20 protein-coding genes and 1 pseudogene are annotated in these 23,097 nt (G+C 36.2%); 3 read left to right on the top strand and 18 right to left on the bottom strand.

The genetic code is table 11. From position 1 onward, the window contains the following. Positions 1-27: 27 nt before the first annotated feature. The 8 genes from B5X64_RS15000 to B5X64_RS14965 form a co-directional block, all read right to left on the bottom strand. On the bottom strand, positions 28-627 hold the full coding sequence (locus tag B5X64_RS15000; RefSeq protein WP_072408916.1) for a molybdopterin-dependent oxidoreductase: 600 nt from the start codon (positions 625-627) through the stop codon (positions 28-30). Between the two features lie 88 nt (positions 628-715). After that, entirely contained in the window at positions 716-2,248 is a 1,533-nt protein-coding gene (locus B5X64_RS14995) for a T9SS type A sorting domain-containing protein (RefSeq protein WP_079466015.1), read from the bottom strand. Between the two features lie 76 nt (positions 2,249-2,324). Next, positions 2,325-3,323 (bottom strand): GTP 3',8-cyclase MoaA, encoded by a 999-nt coding sequence (gene moaA / locus B5X64_RS14990; protein ID WP_072408794.1) that lies wholly within the window; start codon positions 3,321-3,323, stop codon positions 2,325-2,327. Further along, positions 3,307-3,591, bottom strand: a complete 285-nt coding sequence (locus B5X64_RS14985; RefSeq protein WP_072408792.1) for a DUF6755 family protein — start codon at positions 3,589-3,591, stop codon at positions 3,307-3,309. The genes moaA and B5X64_RS14985 overlap by 17 nt, the downstream gene beginning before the upstream one ends. A 261-nt stretch (positions 3,592-3,852) precedes the next feature. Then, positions 3,853-4,380, bottom strand: a complete 528-nt coding sequence (locus tag B5X64_RS14980; RefSeq protein ID WP_072408790.1) for a QcrA and Rieske domain-containing protein — start codon at positions 4,378-4,380, stop codon at positions 3,853-3,855. 10 nt (positions 4,381-4,390) lie between these two features. Next, complete coding sequence (locus B5X64_RS14975) at positions 4,391-4,966, bottom strand: 4Fe-4S dicluster domain-containing protein (RefSeq protein ID WP_072408788.1); 576 nt, start codon at positions 4,964-4,966, stop codon at positions 4,391-4,393. A 13-nt stretch (positions 4,967-4,979) separates the two neighbouring features. After that, positions 4,980-7,211, bottom strand: a complete 2,232-nt coding sequence (locus tag B5X64_RS14970; RefSeq protein ID WP_072408786.1) for a molybdopterin oxidoreductase family protein — start codon at positions 7,209-7,211, stop codon at positions 4,980-4,982. 12 nt (positions 7,212-7,223) lie between these two features. Beyond that, entirely contained in the window at positions 7,224-8,279 is a 1,056-nt protein-coding gene (locus B5X64_RS14965; protein ID WP_072408784.1) for an MFS transporter, read from the bottom strand. A 374-nt stretch (positions 8,280-8,653) separates the two neighbouring features. Here B5X64_RS14965 and B5X64_RS14960 point away from each other — a divergent pair. Then, positions 8,654-10,753: pseudogene (locus tag B5X64_RS14960) on the top strand (helix-hairpin-helix domain-containing protein); the annotation flags it as partial. A 342-nt stretch (positions 10,754-11,095) separates the two neighbouring features. Here the strand turns inward: B5X64_RS14960 and B5X64_RS22840 are convergent. From B5X64_RS22840 to B5X64_RS14915, 10 genes are all read right to left on the bottom strand, one after another. After that, entirely contained in the window at positions 11,096-11,239 is a 144-nt protein-coding gene (locus B5X64_RS22840; RefSeq protein ID WP_164463424.1) for a hypothetical protein, read from the bottom strand. A gap of 138 nt (positions 11,240-11,377) precedes the next feature. After that, positions 11,378-12,004, bottom strand: coding sequence for a TetR/AcrR family transcriptional regulator (locus tag B5X64_RS14955; RefSeq protein WP_072408653.1), 627 nt, complete (start codon positions 12,002-12,004; stop codon positions 11,378-11,380). A gap of 70 nt (positions 12,005-12,074) precedes the next feature. Further along, positions 12,075-13,325, bottom strand: coding sequence for a chloride channel protein (locus B5X64_RS14950; protein ID WP_079466014.1), 1,251 nt, complete (start codon positions 13,323-13,325; stop codon positions 12,075-12,077). Between the two features lie 56 nt (positions 13,326-13,381). Further along, positions 13,382-13,732 (bottom strand): DUF488 domain-containing protein, encoded by a 351-nt coding sequence (locus tag B5X64_RS14945; protein WP_249414639.1) that lies wholly within the window; start codon positions 13,730-13,732, stop codon positions 13,382-13,384. 88 nt (positions 13,733-13,820) lie between these two features. After that, positions 13,821-14,222 (bottom strand): cytochrome C, encoded by a 402-nt coding sequence (locus B5X64_RS14940; protein WP_072408650.1) that lies wholly within the window; start codon positions 14,220-14,222, stop codon positions 13,821-13,823. Between the two features lie 12 nt (positions 14,223-14,234). Beyond that, positions 14,235-14,495, bottom strand: a complete 261-nt coding sequence (locus B5X64_RS14935; RefSeq protein WP_072408649.1) for a hypothetical protein — start codon at positions 14,493-14,495, stop codon at positions 14,235-14,237. A 1-nt stretch (position 14,496) separates the two neighbouring features. Continuing rightward, a complete protein-coding gene (locus B5X64_RS14930) occupies positions 14,497-15,486 on the bottom strand; it encodes a cytochrome c (protein ID WP_079466012.1) in 990 nt (329 codons plus the stop codon). Beyond that, a complete protein-coding gene (locus B5X64_RS14925) occupies positions 15,486-17,219 on the bottom strand; it encodes a cbb3-type cytochrome c oxidase subunit I (RefSeq protein ID WP_079466011.1) in 1,734 nt (577 codons plus the stop codon). The genes B5X64_RS14930 and B5X64_RS14925 overlap by 1 nt, the downstream gene beginning before the upstream one ends. Positions 17,220-17,316: 97 nt before the next feature. Then, a complete protein-coding gene (locus B5X64_RS14920) occupies positions 17,317-17,916 on the bottom strand; it encodes a Crp/Fnr family transcriptional regulator (protein ID WP_072408644.1) in 600 nt (199 codons plus the stop codon). A gap of 33 nt (positions 17,917-17,949) precedes the next feature. Next, the gene (locus B5X64_RS14915) at positions 17,950-18,834 is read right to left on the bottom strand and encodes an AraC family transcriptional regulator (RefSeq protein ID WP_072408643.1); all 885 of its coding nucleotides are present in this window, start codon (positions 18,832-18,834) and stop codon (positions 17,950-17,952) included. A gap of 98 nt (positions 18,835-18,932) precedes the next feature. Here B5X64_RS14915 and ccoN point away from each other — a divergent pair, with 98 nt between their 5' ends. Together ccoN and ccoG are read left to right on the top strand one after the other, a co-directional pair. Beyond that, complete coding sequence (ccoN, locus tag B5X64_RS14910) at positions 18,933-21,194, top strand: cytochrome-c oxidase, cbb3-type subunit I (RefSeq protein ID WP_079466010.1); 2,262 nt, start codon at positions 18,933-18,935, stop codon at positions 21,192-21,194. A 205-nt stretch (positions 21,195-21,399) separates the two neighbouring features. Beyond that, the gene (ccoG, locus tag B5X64_RS14905) at positions 21,400-22,857 is read left to right on the top strand and encodes a cytochrome c oxidase accessory protein CcoG (protein ID WP_079466009.1); all 1,458 of its coding nucleotides are present in this window, start codon (positions 21,400-21,402) and stop codon (positions 22,855-22,857) included. The last annotated feature ends 240 nt before the right edge of the window (positions 22,858-23,097 follow it).

The following is a 23,097-nucleotide window of genomic DNA, read 5'->3' as shown; positions in this document are numbered from 1 at the left end:
TATAAAATTGTTTCTTATTAATCTCTCCTATTTCACTCGGTTCACTTCAATGTTTTTCAGCCACTTTACGTGTCGTGGGCCGGTTTTGGTATCGTTAAGACTTACCACAATCATTTCTCCTTTTTCTTTAAGAGGCTGACCGTTTTGTTCAAATAATACGTACACCTTTTCACCTGTCGGACTATTGAATAACTCTGCCCAGGAAAATGTCGCTTTGTAATCATCCGATGCTCTTGCAACAATGTAAAAATTTCGGTCTTTATGCTCCTGTTGTGCGATTTTTGCTTTCTCTAAAATATCTGTCAGAAGAACTCCTTTTGTTGTTTTAATGTCGTCTTTCGTAATCCCAGATTGACAAACGATTTTCATGTCATTCAGTTCTTTCACATTCATTTTTTTTAAAGAATCGACTGTTAATGTCAATTGATTTACAACATCTCCAGTCACTTTTACTTCTTTTGAAATGTATTTTAAGTCATCTTTTTCGTCGTGTTTGTGATTTTCTTTTTCAGAACTATTTTGTGAGGTTCGTGGTTGATTTTCGGTTACAACAGTTTCAGATTTTTTGCATTGCAGTGTTGTGATTGCAATCATCGCAACAGCGATTAGCTTTGTTAATTTTTTCATTGGTAATTGTTTAAAGATTTTATTTCTGAAAAGCATTATGCTTTTTGAAGTTTGTATTGGCTTATAGATTAATTATCCGGTAAGAACTTTATTTTTTAATCAGTTTTAGTGTAATTAAATTATCAATTCTAATAATGTATGCTCCGGTCGGTTGATTAGAAATATCAATTGAATAAGATTTTCCAGATATATTTTTAACTTTTTGTATAAGTTTTCCTGTTAATGAGTAAACTTCTAAGCTGCTGTTATTAAAAAGATGATTAATCGTAAAGTAACCGTTTGAAGGATTTGGAGCCACAGTTGAATCTTTTTTCAAGCTTGTTTCTGACGTTGACAATGAACCATTTCTTTCTAATTTGATGAGTAGGACATCGTTATTTCCGTGGTGTGTTCCTGCGGAAATATTCGTCGACTTTGAACCTAAAGCAATTACAAAACCTCCATCTTCTGTTTCCGTTAAACTTCTCCCCCAGTCATAACCCATTCCTCCCAGTGATTTTTGCCATTCAATGGTTCCTGTTTCATTCAGCTTTGCAATCCAACAATCAAATCCACCATTATTTCCGCTTACATTTCCGTTATTTGAGTTAGAATAACCTGCAACGATGTATCCTCCATCTAAAGTAGGTTGTGAAAAACGCCCATAATCGGAATTTGTTCCACCCAAAGATTTTTGCCAGATCAAATCTCCTGTATTACTTACTTTAACAATCCAATAATCAAATTGTCCGTGATTACCCGTAACATCACCATTATTCGGTGTATTTGATCTTCCTGATGCGATATAACCACCATCTAATGTCTGATGTATTGCATAGGGCTGATCCATACCTGTACCCCCATAAGTTTTTTGCCCTTCTATATTTCCAGCTGAATTAAGCTTGATAAACCAATAATCAAAATCACCATGATTAGAAGTCAAATCACCATTGTTTGAGGTAGTTGTAGCTGCTACGATATATCCTCCATCTGAAGTATTTTGAATATATTCTGCTCCTTCATATGCCGTTCCTCCGTAATTTTTCTGCCATTCTAAAGTTCCGTCTGAAGAAATTTTAAAAACCCATGCATCATAACTTCCTTTATTTTGAGTTAAATCTCCATTGTTAGAATTCGAGTCCCCTGCAACAATGTACCCTCCATCTCCAGTAGGTTCAATAAAATTGGCGGAATCGCTATTGGATCCTCCATACGTTTTTTGCCAGACCAAATCTCCATTTTGATTCAACTTTACAATCCAGGCATCTGTCCCTCCGTGATTTCCTGTGACATCTCCGTCATTTGAATTTGTTTCACCGGCAATAATGTATCCTCCATCAGCCGTTTGTCTGATTGAATGTGCTTCTTCGTCCTGACTTCCTCCGAGTGATCTTTGCCACTGTATAGCTCCTAAGGGATTGCTCTTTACAACCCAAAAATCTTTTTTCCCATTATTGGATGTTAAATCACCGTTATTAGAATCAGAATCTCCTATAAATATATACCCTCCATCCGAAGTCTGCCTAATACTGATTACGTCATCATCTTTCGTTCCGCCATAAAATTTCTGCCACTCAATTGCTGGTGTTTGGCCATAAGCCAGCCCCGCTATAGCCAGAGCGCATAGCATTAATTGTTTCATATAATAAAATTTTTTGTTAGTTTATAGTAAAACCTGCCGTTATGTTTTTTTTATCCTATCGGTGGCCAAATAAAAATCAACCTCCTATTTTTATCATACTTCTATTGACAATTTCATTGTTCTGTATATTTTCCATTTTAGAAAACTGTCCACCCTTTTCCTTGTGTTTTTTGAGGATTCCGAATTGGATGAGTTGTTTTAGATCTTCATTATTTCTTAAAGATTTCAGCAAATCAAATTCATCAGCTCCGAAAAGACAGTTTTTCATTTTCCCGTCAGATGTGATACGAATTCGGTTACAACCTGCGCAAAATGAGTTGCTCATTGTAGAAATCAATCCGAAAACCCCTTTGCTTTCTGAGTTGATCCTATATTTTCTGGAAGTATCATTTTTATGGTCTTTTACTTTTTCATAAGTGAAGTGTTTGGAAACTAAACTCAGCATTTCCGAAATCGGAATCACTTTATTTTTCTCCCAGGAATTTCCGGTAAAAGGCATAAATTCTATAAACCTCAACTCTATCGGATAATGATGCGAAAGTGCGATGAATTCTGGAATTTCGTCTTCATTGAAACCTCGCATCATGACAACATTCAATTTTACATTAAATCCTCTTTTAATACTTTCTTTGATATTGTCCCAAACCGTTTGAAACAAATCTCTTTTCGTGATGTATTTGAATTTTTCGCGGTCGAGAGAATCGATACTGATGTTAAGATTTTTCACGCCACATTCTTCAAATAAATCAAAATATTTGTGAAGCAAAACGCCATTTGTGGTGATTCCAATCCTTGCATTTAAGGTAGACATCTGGCGAATAATTGTTTCAAGATCACTTCTTACCAAAGGTTCGCCACCCGTAATTCTGATTTTATTGATATTGAATTTTTGAACGAAAACTCTAGCAAGCTCATAAATTTCCTGACTATTCATCAACTCAATTGAAGGCGTACTTTTGAACGGCTCATCGGGCATACAATACAGGCAACGAAAATTACAGCTGTCAGTAATCGAAAGCCGGAGATAATCATGTTTTCTCCCGAAAGAATCGAGTAAATCAGTAGGATTTGTCATCGTTTTCTGTTTTTGAATTTTTGATTTGCCCTGTCGGAATATCGGGTACATATCTCAGAAAGAAAATTGTACACATAAAAATAACCACTGAACCAATTGCCGAATACCAAGCAAAATCAATATGCTCTTTGTCTAACGCTTTATTGATAGTTCCAAACAAAAGCCACATCTGTAAACTGACCAGCAAAATGTAAATACTAATGATGGCAACCAACATTTCGTTGACGCGGAAGGTTACTTTTTTTATAGGTTTCTTTCGTACAGACATTTCTTTTCAGTTTTAATAATTTTATTTCAATTACGATGGGCTTTAGGCCAAACTTATTTTTTGTCTAAAACCAGTGTTTATTATAGTCTTCAAAAACGGGTAAAAGTCCGTTTACATCGATTTTTACTTGATTTCTCTGTAATTTTCAACAGTGAATTGTTGCAACCCGGCTTGAGCGGAAATCCTTTTTTTGCGTTGGGAAAAGCCTTGGCAAAAAGATTGGGAGCGGAAGACGGAATAGTTGCCCAAATAATTATCGTTCTAACCGTGACCGTGAGTTTCTTTAGTTTCTTTAGCGAAATCTGTCACGTAAATTTTATCTTCTTTTATCACAACCGTTAATTGTGGAAGCGGTCTTGGCGGCGGACCTTGAATCACAGAACCATCGTCTGGATTGAAAAAACCGTGGTGACAAGGACATTCTATTATTTTTTCTTGATGATTGTACAAAACAGAACACGATAAATGAGTACATTTCTGCTCAAAAACTTTCCATTTATCTTCTGCGAGACGAATGAGCATATAGGGAACCCTATGATTCTCATTGATGTAGAAAGTTCGCATTCCTCCGACTTCCAAATCAGTGGTTAATCCTACAAAATATTCACCAATAGTTTCTTCTTTTCTAAAATGATTAAACACCGGAACCGCCACGTTCGCCAATGCTAAAGTACCTGAAAAAAAGGTGATTAGTTTAATAAATTCTTTGCGAGACACATAGGCTGCTTCTCGTTTTTTTATAGGAAAATCAGCTTTCCAGGCGGGGATTTTTTTATTATCTTCTGACATTGTTGTAGGTTTAAAAAACTTTTAATTCTTCGCTGCCTTTTGGCATCATAATATTCACTTTGGTATTCACTATTTCTTTTCCAAAAATAAAACGGTTGACCGGAGTACTGTTTGGCCTTTTTTTCGCAACATTATCTCTTGTATCGAAAGTTAACGCGCCACTCGGACAAACGGTTGCACACATTGGTTTCAGTCCCACACTTGTTCTGTCGTAACACATATTGCATTTCATCATCAACATCGCACTTTCATCAGGAATTTGCGGAACTCCGAACGGGCATCCAATCACGCAATTCGCACAACCGATGCATTTTGAAGTATCTGCAGTGTGCACGATTCCGTACTCGTCTTTTGTAATTGCGTCTGCCGGACAAACATTGGCGCAAATAGGATCTTCGCAGTGCATACAGACCTGAACCGTGGTTTGAATTGTTTCTGCTCTGTCTACATAATGAATATGAATCATCGAGGTTTCTCCGTTAGTTTCACATTCTGCACACGCCATCTCACATGAGTGACAGCCGATACATCGTTGCATATCCACAAAAAACTCCATGTCATTAAATTTTTCAAATTGTTCCGCCATAATTTTTTAAAATTTAATATTGAATATCTCTACTTTGGTTGGCAAACTCTTCTGAATGTTCGCCTTTTTTTCTTCCGGTTTTTTCAACTTTACAAGCGCAAACTTTAAATTCAGGAATTTTTGAAACCGGATCTAAAGCATCAATGGTTAATTGATTTGCTGAGTTTACACCACCCCAATGATAAGGAATGAAAACAGTATCTTGTCTAATGGTCTCCACGACGTTTGCAGGAAATAATGCACTTCCGCGTCTTGTAGAAACTTTAATTAAATCATTTTCTTCGATACCGTATTTTGCTGCCAATTTTGGATGAATTTCCAATAAAGGTTCAGGATAAAGGTCAACCAACTTCCCGATTCTTCTTGTTTGAGAACCGCTTAAATACTGACTTACCACTCTTCCTGTTGTCAACACAATCGGATATTCTTCGTCCGGCTCTTCGGTTGGTTTTTTGTAAGGAGTCGGGTTGAAATGTGCCTTTTTATCATTGGTATTGAAAACCTTATCTTCCCAAAGCCTTGGTGTTCCGGGGTGATTTTCGGTTGGACAAGGCCAGAAAATCCCGAGATTTTTTTCTACTCTTTCGTAGGTAATGCCGTAATAATCTGCGGCGCTTCCTCTGGATGCAACTCTTAATTCATTAAAAGTTTCTTCACTGTTTTTATAATTGAATTTATCGCCTTCACCTAATCTTCTGGCTAATTCCATTAAGATCTCGCTATCCCGTTTTGCTTTTCCGGGTGGGTCTACAACTGCTCTGATTCTGATAACACGACCTTCCGCAGAAGTTGTAGTTCCTTCTTCCTCTTCCTGTAAAGAACCTGCGAGAATAATGTTGGCGTGACGTAAAGTTTCGGACAAAAAGAAATCAATTCCGGCATAAAATTCCAGTTTTTCTAAGGCTGCACGAACGTTGCTATTATTTGGTAATGAAACTAAGGGATTGAAACAAATCGACAACAAACCTTTGATTTCGCCTCGGTTGATTGCTTCGATAATTTCGTAAGCACTTAAACCCTTTCCTGGCATATCTTCTTCTTTGATTCCCCAGACATTGGCCACAAATTTTCGGTGTTCAGGATTTTCGATATCTCTGTTTCCGGGAAGTTGGTCGCATTTGTGTCCGTGTTCTCGTCCACCTTGTCCGTTTCCTTGTCCGGTAATTGTTCCGTAACCACAATAAGGCTTTCCTATTCTTCCGGTTGCTAACACCAAATTAATACAGCTTGAAACATTCTGAACACCCTTAGAATGATGTTCTATTCCACGAGCATGCATCAGGAAACTGGTTTTTGCTTTCCCCCACATTTCTGCCGCTTTAAAAATCAATTCTTTCGGAATTCCGGTTACTTCTTCGCCCCATTCCAAAGTACACTCTTGTACAGCTTCCGCAGTTTCTTCAAATCCTGAAGTATAATTATTAATGAAATCGTTATCCAGCCAATTGTTATCAATTAAAACTTTCAACATTGTATTCGTTAAAGCAGAATCTGTTCCCGGTCTTAACGGCAAATGAATATCGGCAGTTCTCGCAATTGGGATCTGACGCGGATCAATGACAATGAGTTTGGCTCCATTGTCTCTTGCTTCCCAAATTTTATGTGTTAAAACAGGAAAACATTCGCTCACATTAGCTCCGGTAATGATGATGACTTCGGCATGCGCCAAGTCTGCCCAACTGTTGGATGATCGATCCATCCCGAATGCTTTTTTATTTCCCGCACCTGCACTTACCATACAAAGACGACCGTTATAATCGAGATTTGCGGTTTTCAGGGCAACTCTGGCAAATTTCCCGACCATATAACTTTTCTCATTCGTAAGAGAAACACCGGACAACATTGCGAAAGAATTTTTACCATATTTTTCCTGAATTCTTCTGATTTCTTTGATGACAACATCATATGCTTCGTCCCACTCAATCGGAACAAAACCTTTACCTTCTACCCTTTTGTATGGTGAAAGTAAACGATCCGGATGGTTATCCTGCATATATCGTTGCACACCTTTTGGGCACAGTCTTCCTTCATTAAAAGGGAAATCATTCCATGGTTCGAAACCTACAACTTTTTTGTCTTTCACTTTTAATTGAATTCCACATTGTAAACCACAAAAACAGCAGTGTGTTTTCACCAAAGCATCGGGATTTTGAGGATTTGATCTCACTGTTCCCTTGTTTGGGTAATGCTTGTGGGGTCCGAATACATTAATGATTTCGTCGGCTGTTACGGGTAATTTTGCCATTTCTATTTTATTTTAACCAAAATAAGTTCCTGATTCTTGTCTTGCTTTAAGATGCGCTTTTGCAAGCATTGCTCTTTTTCCTTCGGGGCTGTAATCTAGATAACTTTTTCCTTCTTCATTTTCTAGATTGAAACCTATTTCTTGGGTGATTTCTTTTAAATCTTCTATGTGCATTGAAGTAGTATATTCATCTCCTGTATGCGGACAAATCTGCATTCCGCGACGTCTTCCTTCTATTTTATAGATGTTTGCACCCACTTGTGCAGGTCTTTGAAAAATGTGAAAGAATTTTCCGAAAGGAATCCACATCAGAAACATCGCAACAGTAATTGCGTGAATAATTGCCATAAACTGGCTCATTTTACCTTCGAGATAAGTATAATCAAACCAAATTCCTAATCCTGTAACTGAAACTGCAACGAGTAAAATCAACGGAAGCCAATCTCTTTCAAACCATTGTGTTGCTATTAAACCTTCATCAATAAATCTTCTATGCATCATTATCAAACAACCTACGATAACCATAATCGCAGTCCAGACCAAAATGTGGAAAAAAAAAACTGCAATAAAGGTATCTAATGGAAAAGTCATCACCGTTACTCCCATCATATGTGTTTCGTAGATATCAATAGTTCCAGGTTTAAGCGTAAAGTGCAGCCAACCAAATGTAAGCCCGAAAGTAACTCCAAAAGAAATTAAACATCCGGTAGCTAAAAGAAAATGTCCAAGCCAGCGCATCCTTCCTCTCGGTACAATAAATTTTTGGAATAAAATATTACGAACAGAAAGCCGAATGACCTCTTTCATATACACCGGATAATCTTTGCTAAAAATGAATTCCCAGGTACGTTTCCAATATTTCTGTGTCGCAGGACGCTGCTTCCAAACAGAATGGTGATAAACCACACCAAACGTCATACTGATAGTTCCGAAGAAATAAATAATTAGCGCAGCATCGAAATTTTGCAAATTGACCGAACCTAATATGGTAATTGCAATTACTACAAACGTTGCTATTATTGCATTGATAAATGCTTTTTTGTTGATGTTAGTAAAAATGCTGAACATAGCTAAGAATTTTAAGTAAAACCTTATTAATAATCGATGACGACTTATTTTTTCTTTAACAAAGATACAGTAATACATCCTTAAATAAGATAAAAACATCTTATTTAAAATTATTCTAAAGCAATAAGTTTTAAATAATACAAATCATTAATTTGATAATCAAATAATTACAAATAACATGATTTACATCATATTGAAAGAATTAAAGATTTTTTTTTTAAATCAAATTAGAACTGAAGATACATTCACATTATATCAACTACTGAAGTGTTGATATTTTTGACGATTTTTTAAAATTTTGAATGAAGAGATGTATGAATTAAAAAAGTAAACGCCTGATAACTTATTATTATCAAGCGCTGTTTGGCTTTAAATTGGAACTTGATCTTTATTTTGAAAGATTTTTGAATCTCAATCGGAAAACGCCTCCTGACTTTGACATCGACTGGAGTTGGAAGAACCGGGATACCATATTGGAATATATATTTAATAAATATGGAAAGGATCATGTGGCCTTTTGCGGAACCAACGTCGAATTTAAAAGCAGGTCAAGGTTCAGGGAGCTTGGAAAAGTATTCGGACTGCCTAAGGATGAACTGGATCAGCTTTCTAAAAGACCGAGAGATCAGCATGATCAGAACTCCATTGTCCAGGAGATCTATAAGTATGAAAATTTATTGATAGGTTTCCCTAATCAAAGAAGTATGCATTCCTGTGGAATCCTGATTTCTGAAGAACCGATCACCAATTATTCTGCTTTAGAATTCCCCCCAAAGGAATTTCCTATTGTACAGTTTGATATGCATACCGCAGAGGAGATCGGTCTTGAAAAATTTGACATCCTTTCACAAAGAGGATTGGGAACCATAAAAGATACGGTCAGACTGATCGAAGAAAAAAGAGGAATCACTGTCGACATTGAGGATACAAGGATCTCAAAAAATGAGACCAAGTGCAACGAGTATCTGAGTATCGGAAATACGATTGGCTGTTTCTATATTGAATCTCCTGCAATGCGGGGCTTATTGAGAAGATTGAAGTGTGAGAATTATAAGGTTTTGGTAGCCGCCTCATCCATTATTCGCCCCGGTGTGGCGCAAAGCGGAATGATGCGGGAGTATATATTCCGGCACAATCATCCAAACCAGTTTGAATACTTCCACGAAGTCTTTGAGAAAGAACTCGGTGAGACCTATGGAATCATGGTGTATCAGGAGGATGTGATAAAAATTGCCATGCATTTCGGTGGTGTTTCTGCCGAAAACGGTGATGTCTTAAGAAGAGCCATGAGCGGCAAGGGACGTTCATTATCAGCCTTACAGAAATTAAAAGATGATTTTTTTGAATCCTGTAAGAAGAAAGGACACCCCGAACAGTTATCTCAGGAAGTCTATCGTCAAATCGAATCCTTTGCAGGCTATTCTTTTTGTAAAGCTCACTCAGCTTCGTATGCGGTGGAAAGTTATCAGAGTCTCTATCTCAAAGCCTACTACCCTATCGAATTTATGGTCTCAGCCATCAATAACGGTGGTGGATTTTACAGAACGGAAGTATATGTTCACGAGGCAAAAATGGCAGGAGCGACCATTCATAATCCCTGCATCAACCTCAGCGAATTTCAGACGACCGTTTACGGTACTGACGTATATTTGGGTTTTATGCATATTGAAAAACTTGAAGCCTCGGTTAAACTATCTATTCCTGAAGAACGTAAAGAAAATGGAGATTACAAATCCTTAGAAGATTTTGTCAAAAGAGTCAATATCGGTATACAAACTTTACAGACTTTGATCTTTGTCGGAGCATTCAGGTTCACCGGAAAACAAAAACATGAATTATTAATAGAAGCGAGATTTCTTTTATCAAAGAATTACTACAAAACTAAAATTATATCGTTGTTTGATGAACCTCAGAAAGATTATGAATTGCCTGTTATTGAAAGAAATCCTTTTGAAGATGCTTTTGATGAAATCGAAATATTGGGTTTTCCAGTTTCTTATTCAATTTTTGACTTACTAAAAACTAAGTACAGAGGTCACGTATTGGTTAAGGACCTATTAAAATACCACAAAAAACAGGTTAAAATGCTCGCCTATCTGATCTCAAGAAAGCACGTTCCCATCAAAAAGAAAGATCATCCCGGCAAAAAAGATGATATGTACTTCGGAACCTGGATCGATGCTGAAGGACAGTATTTTGATACCGCCCATTTTCCCGATAGCCTCAGAAAGTTTCCTTTTAAAGAAGGAGGTATTTACCTTCTATTAGGTACGGTCGAGGTAGATTATCATTTCCCGACCGTGACCATCACAAAAATGGCAAAAATGCCCTTAGTTCCTGATCCCCGTTATTCGATGGATAAGGATAAAGAGAGGGAAATAGAGAGCGGACTGCGGGAGGATGTAAGTGTTACATTTAGACAACCGTACCCGCAAGAACACGAGATTGGGCTGCCAAGAATTAGAATGATATGATTACATTAAGACTATTTGGATAAATTTTGTAGACTAGCATATAGTATTTGTATTCAAAGGATATTCTTTCTCCTACCATCATTACAGATGGAAAACCCAGACAATTATCTGTCAGTTTGAAGAATAGATAAACAAGTAACAATAATTGACAAAAATAGGTCCATTCATGTAAAACTGAATCCAGAAAACTAATTAAGCTTCATAACTCGGTTTAGACCAATGGCTTCGATTTCTTCCGCTTTTGTTATAACAATTTTGTGTTTTTTATTCGTTGTCAGTGCTGCAAATTCAACATTTGTTTTGATGACATTAATGTCATCTATAACTCCATTATAGTAGTATTCAGCATCCGGCAACATATATAGCTTCTGTGTATTCTAAACTTATTGATCTTGTAAAACCTTTCTTATACATTTGTTTATGAAACGCAGTATAGGTTTCTGTTTCCGCATCAATCAATTCTACACGTACGATAAATTTAGCCATAAGTTATTGTTTTAATTTCTATGAATATAATATCAATTCCCGCTAAGAAAATCTTTTACTATTAAACTTCCATGGATGCAATTGACGCTCTGTTACTATCCGTAAGGTTCAAGGAAACTTACAACCTCTCAAACATGATTATCTTTGATGCGCAAAATCGGCAATATCAAGAATAGCTTTCTCAATTTTCATCCGTCCCTCCTTAGACTTTAAATTAATTCCACAAAAAGTAGTACTGTTATGTACAGTACAGAGATTAAGGTAATGAATTCCTGCCAACAGTATTGCTAATGTCGTTTTAAACTCTTCAGATTGCTGACTAAAATCCAATTCCTTAGCGCTACTTTTCAAACCTTGAAAAACTTTTTCACGCTGCTCAAATAAATTTTTGAGAACACTTCGTTTTTCCGAAATTTGCCAAATGATGATCTTTTGCAATTCTTTATTAGTTTTTAAACCTTCAAACTGGCTTAACAAAGCTATTTCTGCAGGTGTTTTTCCACTAGCTGAAAAATTAGCCTCAATTTGTTTCTCATCAATTTTACGCCAATAATCCTGCGATCTGATATACTCATCAATAAGTTTATCCGTACTACCAAAATAGGTATAAATTAACTTTTTATCAAAACCGGCAACAGCTGATATTTTACTAACCTTTAATCCTAAATAACCTTCGGTTTTTAAAATTTTACCAACTGCGTTCATTAATTTTTGTTTGGTTCTTTCTTTATCCCTGATAGGGCCCTGTACAACTTTTCTTGGCATTGTTTATTATTTAAAATTGCGTAACCTATTATTTTATATTACTTCAAGTATATGTCGCCCCAGCGTATTCTTAACTTTTGATTTTATAAGTGTATACATTATAAGGGAAAATTTTCTTTGCTAAGCCTTTTGATATCCAACATCCTACTAATATTGGGAAGAATAATACATATCCATTTGGCACCAAATTGCAGACTAAAAAAAGAGCAGTAAATGGAGCGTAGATAGAAGCAGACAATGTGGCAGCTGCGCCCACTAAAACAAAATTCAAATAAATCAAAGAAGTTCCGAAGAGGGTATTACAGCAAAGAGCAAAAGCAAACCCTAGGAAAGCACCCGCGACAATACTTGGCGCAAAAACACCACCGTCTCCACCCGCTCCCAGTGTTAATGCTGCCGCTAACGGTTTTAAAAAAATTAAAACGAAGATCAATATGAAAGAATAACTTTGAGGATGATACAAAATTTCTGACAGTGAATGATAACTGTCCCCATATAGAAAAGGAAAACAGAATATCAAACCTCCAACGATTAAGCTTCCGAAATTTACTCTTAGAAAGTCATTTGATATTCCAGAAAAGAAATCCTTTATTTTAATAACTGAAATAGTAAAATAGACAGATAAACCACTACCCAAAATGCTCAACAATAAAAAAAAGGGGACTGCCGACCATCTCCATTCTGTGATCTCAAAAGGAAGTAATGGTTTGATTTTTATGTAAAATAAAAACACCACAGAAATAAATGCTGATGCGGTACAGCTTATAAACAGGGTCTTAGTAAATTTTCTGGCAATCACTTCCATCGCGAAGAGCCAGCCTGCAATCGGACTTCCAAATAAAACAGCCACGCCCGCCACAACACCTGCACAAATAAGCTCCAGCTTATATATATTAGCAGAAAATTGTTTTTCATACGCTGCATTTCCAAGCGTTGCGGTCGCAACAACTGTAGAAACCTCAATTCCTGTTGAGCCACCGAAGATGACGGTCAAAAAGCCATTAAAATAATGTGATGGAATTTTGAATAGTGGCAAATGGTCTTTACGTTGGTCAACTGTTTTATAAATTTCTGTAATCCCTTTATTCTTCCTGTTCAAAAAAAGATATTTTCTTAAAAAATAAATTGCTGTGATCCCAATTGTTGGAAATAAAACAAAAAATAAAGCATTTTCTTTTTCTGCATAATGAAATATTAATTTTTGAAAATGTTCCGTAAAGAATTTTAATGAATACCCGAGAAAAGAAGCACAGATACTTATTAAAATTGAAACTAAAATGAGTCTGAAATAATGATGTCTTCGTACTTTCTTCCGTTGCATTAAGAAATTATTTTTTTTAGTATTTTAAGGTATTTATGAGAAACTTTGAAAATAGATTACATTTTATTTTCTGCTTTCAATTTTTCCAGATATTCTTTCAAAATCTTTGCGTGGCAATGTTTCTCATCTTTTGCGGCATATAACAACGTAATAACTTCATGCTTTCTATTACGTTCTAAAAATTCTTTTACACTATCACTTTTTTGTAATTCTGTGATGTATTTCTGAGAAAAACTGACCCAAAGTTCAGGATCATGATTAAACCATTTGCGTAGCTTATCAGAAGGCGCAAGATCTTTATTCCATTCATTGATATGAGCATTTTCCTTTGACATTCCACGAGGCCAAAGTCGGTCCACCAACACCCGATAACCATCTGAGGATGGCTTTTCATAAATTCGCTTCATTTTAATTTTCATACAAAAAAAATTTTACACAAAAGTCGTTAGGAATAACTCTTAAGAACGTACATACCATTAAGCTAACAATAGTATTCTAAAGATTGAAATTCGTGACAATATAAAAAGCTGCCCAGGCTACGAATATCAGAGCAATTACCCACACCCAAACCGGTATCGTACGAGGATTTTCGCTTCCTTTGATAATGAAGCTTTGATTTCTTCCTGTATCATACGCGTTGACCATTAAAGGTATCGTGCCATTAACTACTTCATCATCAGAAAGTCCTTCTAAATGAATAATAGGGCCATTACGAACGATAAAAGGTATGATTTTTAGCCCCTCTTTCTGATCAAATTTACTAACAATTCTAAGGAGGTGTTTCCCATCGGCCAATTTTGTTGTATCAAGATTAAAAACTATCGGGGTCTGAAGTTCTGCAATGGGATTCACTTCTTCATCGATGTATAAAAAAACAGTGGCGTTATGTTTTGACATTTTTTTGAAGCTTTAGAAATCCAATATTGTATTTTTGATATGTTTTCTGTTCTTTTCTCCCGGGATGACCAGAAACTTAAAAGAAAAAAATAAAGTCCCAAGTGTAATTATGCCAATACTTGATACAATTACCCAGTCCCAATTTGATTCGGGTCCAGTACCATGTGTTAGATCCTGCGTTATTTTAGGCTGTTGAAGTTTACAGGCGTCACATGCCTGAACATACCCGGCCCAAAATAAAAAAACAAAAAATCCTAATTTTATCTTTTTCATATTATTTTATTTTATCCATAATTACTTTCACTTCATCAGCCGTCACTTTTTTTCCGGTGTTCCCCCAGCTTGTTCTTTCATGATTAATGAGGGCAGCAACTTCTGCCGGTGAAAATCCTGCATTAGTTCCAACAGCAGGCATTGTAGCGTATTCAGGTCGGGGATCATAACCTTTCATTATAATAGTTACATATAATTCCAAATCATCACCTAAAACGACCGGGCTTCCTTTTAATGCTGGGAAAGCTCCCGGTAATCCCTCTCCGTTCGCCTGATGACAGCTCGCACAATTTGTAGTAAACAACGTTGTTCCATCAGGGAGATTATCGCCTTGAGAATTTCCGTCTGCTTTTTTTTCTACTTTATATAAAAATTCTCTGGTCGGTATACTTTTAGGAAGCTCAGTTTGTTTTAAGCTCAATAAATACGCAACCAAATCCTGAGCATCTTTTGAAGGAACGATTTTTCCCTTAATTCCTATTTTAAACTTATCCGGAACATTTACTTCGACATCACCTGTCTGCAATTCGTCTTTTATTAAAAACATCCATTGGTATGATGGCATCACTGATTCAGGGACAACTGATCTCGGATTAAATAAATGCGAATATTGCCATTCTTTACTTGGTTGCCTGCTCCCAATATTGATAAGATCAGGACCTGTCCTTTCAGTTCCCATTAAAGTGGCGGTGTTCTGGAAAAGATTCAACCTTCTATTTCTGGCGTAATCGATGGCAAGACTAGGTCTGCCTCCAAAAACCTGATCCATATCAACATTTCTAACCTGCTGTGTATGACAACCTACGCAACCTTCCCGGATATAAATTTCCTTTCCGTGACTTTCTTCCTCTGTCAGTGCTTTACTTCCAGGTAATGGTTTGTATACTTTCTGATTGTTAAATGCCGGCAAAATACAGATAACCAATGTAAGAAAAAGGAAAAAAGCTAATGCCGATGAAAACAGTTTTTTATGATCGCTAAAAAAATCCATTATGACCTTTGTTGTTTTGTGTGAACTATTTCTAAAATCTCTTGTGGGGTATGAGGAAGACGTATCTCTTTTCTTGGTTTAATCATTCTATAAAAATTATATGCGAAAACGATATGCGAGATCCACATCATAGTTCCTCCAATTGCTCTCCACAACCAAAAAGGCATCATTTTTACCACTCCTTCTATAAAAGGTTTTTTCTCCATCCACATCATTCCTTTTTCGGTAGAGCCAATCATCAAAGAAACAGTATATACCAAAACTCCAATTAATGCCAACCAAAAATGTAATCCTACAGTAATACTTGGCGGTTCATATGAAGTGAGTCTCGGAACCAAGGTATAAGTAAAAGACCATAGCATGAAGGTAATGATCCCATACATCGTTAAATGTGAGTGAGCCACCGTAAAGTCAGTAAAATGCCATAGTAGGTTTGTTGCCCTGAAAGCTTCTGCCGTCCCCTGCATCGAGCCCGTAAAATAAAAGAGAATAGAAACTACGTAAAAAGGCAGTACATAACTCAGTTTCAGACGATGCCAGGATCCGCGAATGGTCATCATGAAATTAATGCTGCCTGCTGCAACAGGGATCACCATTCCAACACTGGCAACAATAGCAATGGTCTGCATCCACCAGGGAATAGCACTGAAAATAAAATGATGCGTTCCAATAAGAGTATAAAACAAAATCTGCGTCCAAAATGCAAGTATGCTCAGACTATACGAATATACCGGACTATTAAGTTCCTGAGGAAGAAAATAATACATTAATCCTAAATTGAAGAACATGAACCACATTCCCACACCCTGATGCATAAAATAACCCTGAGTAATTGTTTCTCCCAAACCGTCCTGCCAAAAAGGAAGATAGGCAACGATCAGGATAACCACCACAAACATCATTGCCGAAACAATATACCAATTTGAAACATAGATTTCTTCTGTCTTACGGAATGCGATGGTATTGATATGATTATAAATACTAATAATAATTCCCACTGCAAAAAGCAGCATGACCGGCCAAATGTATTCCCTGTATTCGCCTCCACTGTTGTTAATCCCCGCCATTAAACAAATACTGCCTAATAAAACAGCTGAATTCATTAATATCAATGTTATGTAACCGATCTTAAGGTTGAAAACTTTCGTATTCCCCACCCGTGGTATAACGTAATACGAAAAGCCAACCATCGCCATAGATGCCCAGCCCCAGAAAACTATATTTGTATGGACCGGTCTAAGTCTTCCAAAGCTTAACCAGCTGATATGATCAGCATCAGGCGCAACAAATTTAATTCCTAGATACTCGCCGACCGTGGTACCGGCAAAGAGCCAGAATACGCTACAACCCAAAAACCAAAGGATCAGTTTTTTTTCATCATTTGGAATAATGATGTTTCTACCCTCTTCTCTTTTAGATTGCAGGAAACGAATGTCGTGCACTTCATTTGCCTCATCGATCAGCCCCCGAGGATCTCTTACCTCTTTATTTTCCGAAAGCTCATCTCCGGAAAGTTGAAATTCAAGTTCTTTTCTCCGTTCTTCCAAAGCGGAGATTTCCCCCGGCTGCAGCCTGCTAAGATGTTCGTATATTCTTTTTAGCTCACTTCTTTTAATTGTATCAGAAATCATCCGGTTTACCCTTATTAAAATTAGAATAAGTGCAAAAATCACAGGAATCAAGAAAAGGACAATAGTGATTTGTAAACCAGGCTCATTGAGAAGTTCATCCATCGTATTAATTTTAGAAAAAATTATTTTTTTGTTTCTCCTAAATTACAATGAGCGAAAATCCTCATGATACGATCTCAATCATACTCAATTTCGGTATTTAATAGTATATTAGATGATTTTTTATAGTCAGCAAATGATTTCTTTCCATCAACTTAATAGTTCGGATAACAGTTTCCACTCGTAAACCTGTTAGATCCGCCATTTGCTGACGCGTTAAGGGAACTAAATATTCTTTATTCGACTTCTTGTGTACATTGTGCATATTTTTGAAATAATCCATTAAAGCTTTAAGCCTTACAGTCGGATCTTTAGAAAAAACATGCTGAGACATCAGCATTTTGTAGTGTAACCTTCGGGATAAACCTGTACTGACGTCTATTGCACATTCTGGATTATCCTTTAGTAAATCAAAAAAATCTTTAGCGGAAATCTCTATAATACTACATTCAGTTAAAGCTACTGCATTGGTAGGATATCTTTCATTTATAAAAAGTAAGGCATCACCAAAGCTTTGAGGTGCCTCAAATATATTCTGGATAAATTCTTTACCGTCTTCACAATAATTGTTTAATTTGATTTTTCCCGAAATAATCTGGAAATAATTTTTGCAAATTGTGTTTTCCTCATAGATAAAATCTCCAACATCGTAATGTTTTGTACTATAATTATATTTTTTTAAATGCTTTTCAGGAATCATTCTGATATATATAATTGTTAATAATGAATAAGTTTAATACTTAATGTAATATTGTTTTCGAAATGCATCAGGCGTAAATGATGTATACTTTTTAAAAAATTTCACGAAATATGACGGATCGGAATAATTTAACGTTTCAGCAATACTTGCAATGGATAAATCAAAATTAACCAAGAGCCTTTTAGCTTCTAAGATGATCCTTTTTCTGATAATTTCTCCTGCCGATAAATTGATCTGCTGTTTGCATATGAAGTTCAATTGGTTAGGAGTAACATTCAGAAAAGCCGCATACTCTTTGGGCAATTTATATTGATGAAAATTAACTTCTACAATTTCTATAAACTGCTTTAATATCAAAGAATTATAATTGGTGTCTGTAAAAACGGTTTCAGTGGTAATTTCTTTACATGCCAGTGCACAAATTTGTAGTACCAATGACGCAATCATTACTTGTGACCAAGGTTGAATGTCAGCCATTTCTGAAATAATTTCCTCAAAACAAAGCTTAATTCTTTTCTGGTTCTGTGCGGAAATTTTGACCATTTGGTCGCTTCCGAATAAATTGAAAAAAGGAAACTGATCAATCAATGATGAATTTATCTTCAGCTGGTCAAAAAAAGTAGTTGAAAAATTGATTACATAACCCTCCGTATTTTCGTCTAATCGCCAGCTGTGAACCTGATCCGGACGCATAAAAAATATTTTATTAGGAATAACATCGTACGAATTGAAATCTATTAAATTTTCACCGCATCCTTTTTCAAAATAGGTAACATGGTAGAAAGAATGCCGATGTACCTTCTCTGTGCCGGGATTCCGCTTTAAGAATTCTGAAAACTTATCAACCGTAAACATTTCACTAATAGAATTACATGTCGACAGACCTCCTATCTTAAACGTTGGATAAACCTCCTTCATAGCTTAGTTATTATAATAATTCAACGATCATAAATATAGCTATTTTTTCGATGATTAACACCATAAATAATTGATAATGCTATGCTACTTTTGGCATAATGAATACACAGAAATTTAACTATGACAATACCATAGTACGTGCCTTTTTGTATGCAACAATAGTTTTTGGACTGATCGGATTCCTGTTTGGTCTCACTGCGGCTCTGCTGTTATTCTATCCAGAGCTGCCGGAATTCATTTTTGGAACTGATGACGAGTCAATAAAAATTTTAAGAAACGGAGGGATACAAGCGTTAATAGATACCAACGGAGCATTCGGTTTCGGCAGAATAAGGATGCTACATACCAATACTGTAATTTTTGCTTTTGTCTGCAACAGCGTTTTTGTCGGAGTATATTACTCTGTACCAAGACTCTTAAAAACAGAAATGTTTAGCAAGACATTAAGCTGGATTCATTTCTGGACTTGGCAATTAATGGTTGTAATAACCTTTATAACTTTCTTTATGGGCATCAATACATCTAAGGAATATGCTGAACATGAATGGCCAATCGATATACTTCTTACGTTTTCATGGGTGATTTTTGGAATGAATATGTTCGGAACTATTGCGAGAAGAAGAGTGAGACATCTATATGTTGCGATTTGGTTTTATTTAGGAACATGGATAGCCGTAGCGATGCTTTATATATTCAATAACCTTGAAGTCCCCTTGTCCTTTACAGGATGGAAGTCGTATTCTGCTTATTCAGGAGTTAAAGATGCCATCGTACAATGGTGGTATGGTCACAATGCGGTAGCATTTATTTTAACTACCCCAATTTTGGGTTTAATGTATTATTTTTTACCAAAGGCCGCTGAACGTCCGGTCTTCTCATACAAGCTTTCAATTATTCATTTTTGGTCATTAATATTTGTGTACATATGGGCAGGGCCGCATCATCTTCAATATACCGCAATACCTGCATGGGCACAGGCTGTAGGAACTGGTTTTTCAATTATGCTGATAGCACCATCATGGGGAGGAATGCTGAATGGATTGCTCACATTGAGAGGATCTTGGGACAAAGTTAGAGAAAATCCTGTTTTAAAATTCTTCGTTGTTGCAGTAACTTGTTATGGTATGGCAACGTTTGAAGGACCTCTTTTAGCAACAAAAAACATTAATAAAATTGGCCACTTTACAGACTGGGTGATAGGTCATGTTCATCTCGGAGCATTAGGCTGGAATGGCTTTATGGCTTTTGGTATGATTTATTATCTGATCCCCATCTTATGGAGAACAAAAATATGGTCGGTCAAGATGGCAAACTGGCATTTTTGGCTAGGCACTTTTGGAATTATCTTCTATGCGGTTCCAATGTACATTTCAGGATTTACGCAAGGATTAATGTGGAAACAGTTTAATCCCGACGGAACATTATTGTGGAAAAACTGGCTGGATACGGTAACTGCAATTATCCCATATTTTAAAATGAGATTTTTAGGTGGCTTGTTTTATTTTTCAGGTGCTGTCTTAATGGTTATTAACTTGGTTGCTACGGTCAGAAAGGGTTCTTTTCAAAGAGAAGTGCCGGCCGAAGCTCCGGCTTTGGCAAATATCAGCAATAAAAGAAAAGAAGGTGAAGGCCTGCACCTTTGGCTGGAAAGACTGCCCGTTTTACTTACCGTATTATCTTTCATTGCGGTATCAATTGGTGGAGCTGTGGAAATAATACCAACTTTAATGCTCAAAGAAAATGTACCTACCATTACCTCCGTAAAACCGTATTCTCCATTAGAATTGGAAGGCAGGGATTTATACATCCGTGAAGGTTGCAATGCCTGCCATTCGCAAGTTGTAAGACCCTTTAGAGACGAGATTGTAAGATTCAACGGCAAAAACGGGCAATACTCGAAGGCAGGAGAATTCGTGTATGACAGGCCGTTCTTATGGGGTTCAAAAAGAACAGGTCCCGATTTACACCGGGAAGGTGGTAAAAACCCAAGTTCATGGCACTATAAACACATGTACAATCCCAGATCTACATCTGCAGGATCTATTATGCCCCGCTATCCATGGTTAATAGCCAATAATCTGGATCGCTCCCAAATGATCGATAAGCTTAAGTTCATGAAAAATACTTTTGACGTGCCATATACAAAAGTACAGATTGATACTGCAGATAAATGGGCTGATAACCAGGCAGCGAAAATTGTAAAAGATATCTTTATAGAAGCGTCTGACCTTAAGGAAGCTTATGCAAAAAGACCTCAGGGAGAATTAGAGAAAAAAGAAATTATTGCGCTTATTGCTTATCTTCAGAGATTAGGCATAGATATCAAAACAACTGATATAAAAACAGCTGATAATAATTAAAATACAAGATGAAATAACTTCCTAAAATTTAAGATCATTTTTTTAAAATTCATGATGCAATATTCTTCGAAACATTACAGATGATCATTTTCCGGTCATTTTATCAGTCGCGTATTTCTGTTACCCAAGTCCAGCGAAATTCGACCATGGAAAAAATGAACGCTTTCTTTCAAAAATAAAATCATTAAAATTATAATAAAACTGAATGTCAGAGATAGATCAACAAACCGTGCGCGGCGGCCAAGCTCAGGTTGTAGAACCAGAATCTTATAGAGATTCCATAGGAACAATGGATCAAACCGGTAAGAGAAAATGGGTTTTCCCAAAAAAGCCAAAAGGCAAATACACCAACTATAGAGAGCTTGTAAGCTATATTCTATTGATTATATATTTTGCAATACCGTTTATTAAAATTAACGGAAATCCTGTCTTTTTATTGAACGTCATTGACGGAGAATATTTTATTATGGGACAGCCTTTCTATCCTCAGGACTTCTTTATCCTTACCTTAGGTGCCATTGCTTCTCTGATTTTTATTATTGTTTTTACCATCGCATTCGGTAGGATTTTTTGTGGATGGATTTGCCCGCAGACAATTTTTATGGAATCCATTTTTCGGAAAATAGAGTTTTGGATCGAAGGTGATCGCAATAAACAGATGAGACTGGACCGGCAGGAATGGAATACTGAAAAAATTTGGAAAAGAATTTTAAAATGGTCTGTTTACATCGTTATTTCATTCATTATCACCCACATTATGTTTATGTATATCGTCGGTTATGAGGATGTGCTCCAAATAATATCAGGCGGGCCATTTGCCAATATTACTAGTTTTATTGTCATGATTCTTTTTACAGCAACTTTTTATTTTGTGTTTGCGTGGTTTAGAGAACAGGTTTGCACTTTGGTATGTCCATACGGAAGATTACAGGGAGTCCTGATTGATAAAGAAACCATCAACGTTTTTTACGATTTTAAGAGAGGAGAAACACGTTCCAAATGGAGAAATGGTGAAGACAGGAAAAGTACCGGAAAAGGTGACTGTATTGATTGCTATCAGTGCGTCGCTGTTTGTCCAACCGGTATTGATATTAGAGATGGCCAGCAGTTGGAATGCATAAATTGTACGGCGTGCATTGATGCGTGTGATGAAGTAATGGAGAAAGTTGGCTTGCCTAAAGGCTTAATAAGATACGCTTCAGAAAGAGAGATTGAAACAGGCAGCCCGTATAAATTTACAGGCAGAATGAAAGGCTTCGCAGTAATCCTGGTCTTATTGCTAGGGTTTCAAGGATTTCTTCTTTCCAGCCGTGAAGAGATGGAGGCAAAATTTATCAAGCCGGCAGGTAGCACATTCTTCGTAAGAGATGGTAAGATTATCAATACATATAATTACACGTTCCTCAATAAAACCAATAGTAAAAAAGTTGTCACTATAAAAGTAATCGAACCGAGAAATGCTGAAATTGGTTATAGTGCTTCTGATAAAATAACTGTCGATCGTGATAAAATATCAAAAGGTACTATAAACATAAGTTTTCCAGAATCACAGATGAATCTTTCCAAACAAAATATTACCATAGGCATATATGATAATAAAAATAATTTAATAGATTCTTATGAGACTTATTTTGAGGGACCTTTCAAATTACAGATCCAGTAAAAGAAGCTAAAGATCAGTATACTAAACTTCATCAGCAGATGACTTATTAAATGGTTATTTTTAATAGATTATACTAACAGTTTTACGATACTCAAAACTTTAAAGATATGAATTGTTCCTAGTTACTATTATTGATTACATATGGTATTGAACTAAGCAAGCCTCATTCAGTTTCTTTTTAAATGATTAAGCATACATACTGAATTAACATAAAGGGTACGATCAATATATACTTTGAAT

Origin of the sequence: Chryseobacterium balustinum (genome assembly GCF_900168205.1) — a bacterium.
Taxonomy (GTDB): Bacteria; Bacteroidota; Bacteroidia; order Flavobacteriales; family Weeksellaceae; genus Chryseobacterium; species Chryseobacterium balustinum.
This window is presented reverse-complemented; position numbering and strand designations above follow the sequence as displayed.

Excerpts from the sequence above, each read along its gene's own strand:
- B5X64_RS15000 (WP_072408916.1), bottom strand. The coding sequence starts at position 627 with ATGAAAAAATTAACAAAGCTAATCGCTGTTGCGATGATTGCAATCACA.
- B5X64_RS14995 (WP_079466015.1), bottom strand. The coding sequence starts at position 2,248 with ATGAAACAATTAATGCTATGCGCTCTGGCTATAGCGGGGCTGGCTTAT.
- moaA (WP_072408794.1), bottom strand. The coding sequence starts at position 3,323 with ATGACAAATCCTACTGATTTACTCGATTCTTTCGGGAGAAAACATGAT.
- B5X64_RS14985 (WP_072408792.1), bottom strand. The coding sequence starts at position 3,591 with ATGTCTGTACGAAAGAAACCTATAAAAAAAGTAACCTTCCGCGTCAAC.
- B5X64_RS14980 (WP_072408790.1), bottom strand. The coding sequence starts at position 4,380 with ATGTCAGAAGATAATAAAAAAATCCCCGCCTGGAAAGCTGATTTTCCT.
- B5X64_RS14975 (WP_072408788.1), bottom strand. The coding sequence starts at position 4,966 with ATGGCGGAACAATTTGAAAAATTTAATGACATGGAGTTTTTTGTGGAT.
- B5X64_RS14970 (WP_072408786.1), bottom strand. The coding sequence starts at position 7,211 with ATGGCAAAATTACCCGTAACAGCCGACGAAATCATTAATGTATTCGGA.
- B5X64_RS14965 (WP_072408784.1), bottom strand. The coding sequence starts at position 8,279 with ATGTTCAGCATTTTTACTAACATCAACAAAAAAGCATTTATCAATGCA.
- B5X64_RS22840 (WP_164463424.1), bottom strand. The coding sequence starts at position 11,239 with ATGGCTAAATTTATCGTACGTGTAGAATTGATTGATGCGGAAACAGAA.
- B5X64_RS14955 (WP_072408653.1), bottom strand. The coding sequence starts at position 12,004 with ATGCCAAGAAAAGTTGTACAGGGCCCTATCAGGGATAAAGAAAGAACC.
- B5X64_RS14950 (WP_079466014.1), bottom strand. The coding sequence starts at position 13,325 with ATGCAACGGAAGAAAGTACGAAGACATCATTATTTCAGACTCATTTTA.
- B5X64_RS14945 (WP_249414639.1), bottom strand. The coding sequence starts at position 13,732 with ATGAAGCGAATTTATGAAAAGCCATCCTCAGATGGTTATCGGGTGTTG.
- B5X64_RS14940 (WP_072408650.1), bottom strand. The coding sequence starts at position 14,222 with ATGTCAAAACATAACGCCACTGTTTTTTTATACATCGATGAAGAAGTG.
- B5X64_RS14935 (WP_072408649.1), bottom strand. The coding sequence starts at position 14,495 with ATGAAAAAGATAAAATTAGGATTTTTTGTTTTTTTATTTTGGGCCGGG.
- B5X64_RS14930 (WP_079466012.1), bottom strand. The coding sequence starts at position 15,486 with ATGGATTTTTTTAGCGATCATAAAAAACTGTTTTCATCGGCATTAGCT.
- B5X64_RS14925 (WP_079466011.1), bottom strand. The coding sequence starts at position 17,219 with ATGGATGAACTTCTCAATGAGCCTGGTTTACAAATCACTATTGTCCTT.
- B5X64_RS14920 (WP_072408644.1), bottom strand. The coding sequence starts at position 17,916 with ATGATTCCTGAAAAGCATTTAAAAAAATATAATTATAGTACAAAACAT.
- B5X64_RS14915 (WP_072408643.1), bottom strand. The coding sequence starts at position 18,834 with ATGAAGGAGGTTTATCCAACGTTTAAGATAGGAGGTCTGTCGACATGT.
- ccoN (WP_079466010.1), top strand. The coding sequence starts at position 18,933 with ATGAATACACAGAAATTTAACTATGACAATACCATAGTACGTGCCTTT.
- ccoG (WP_079466009.1), top strand. The coding sequence starts at position 21,400 with ATGTCAGAGATAGATCAACAAACCGTGCGCGGCGGCCAAGCTCAGGTT.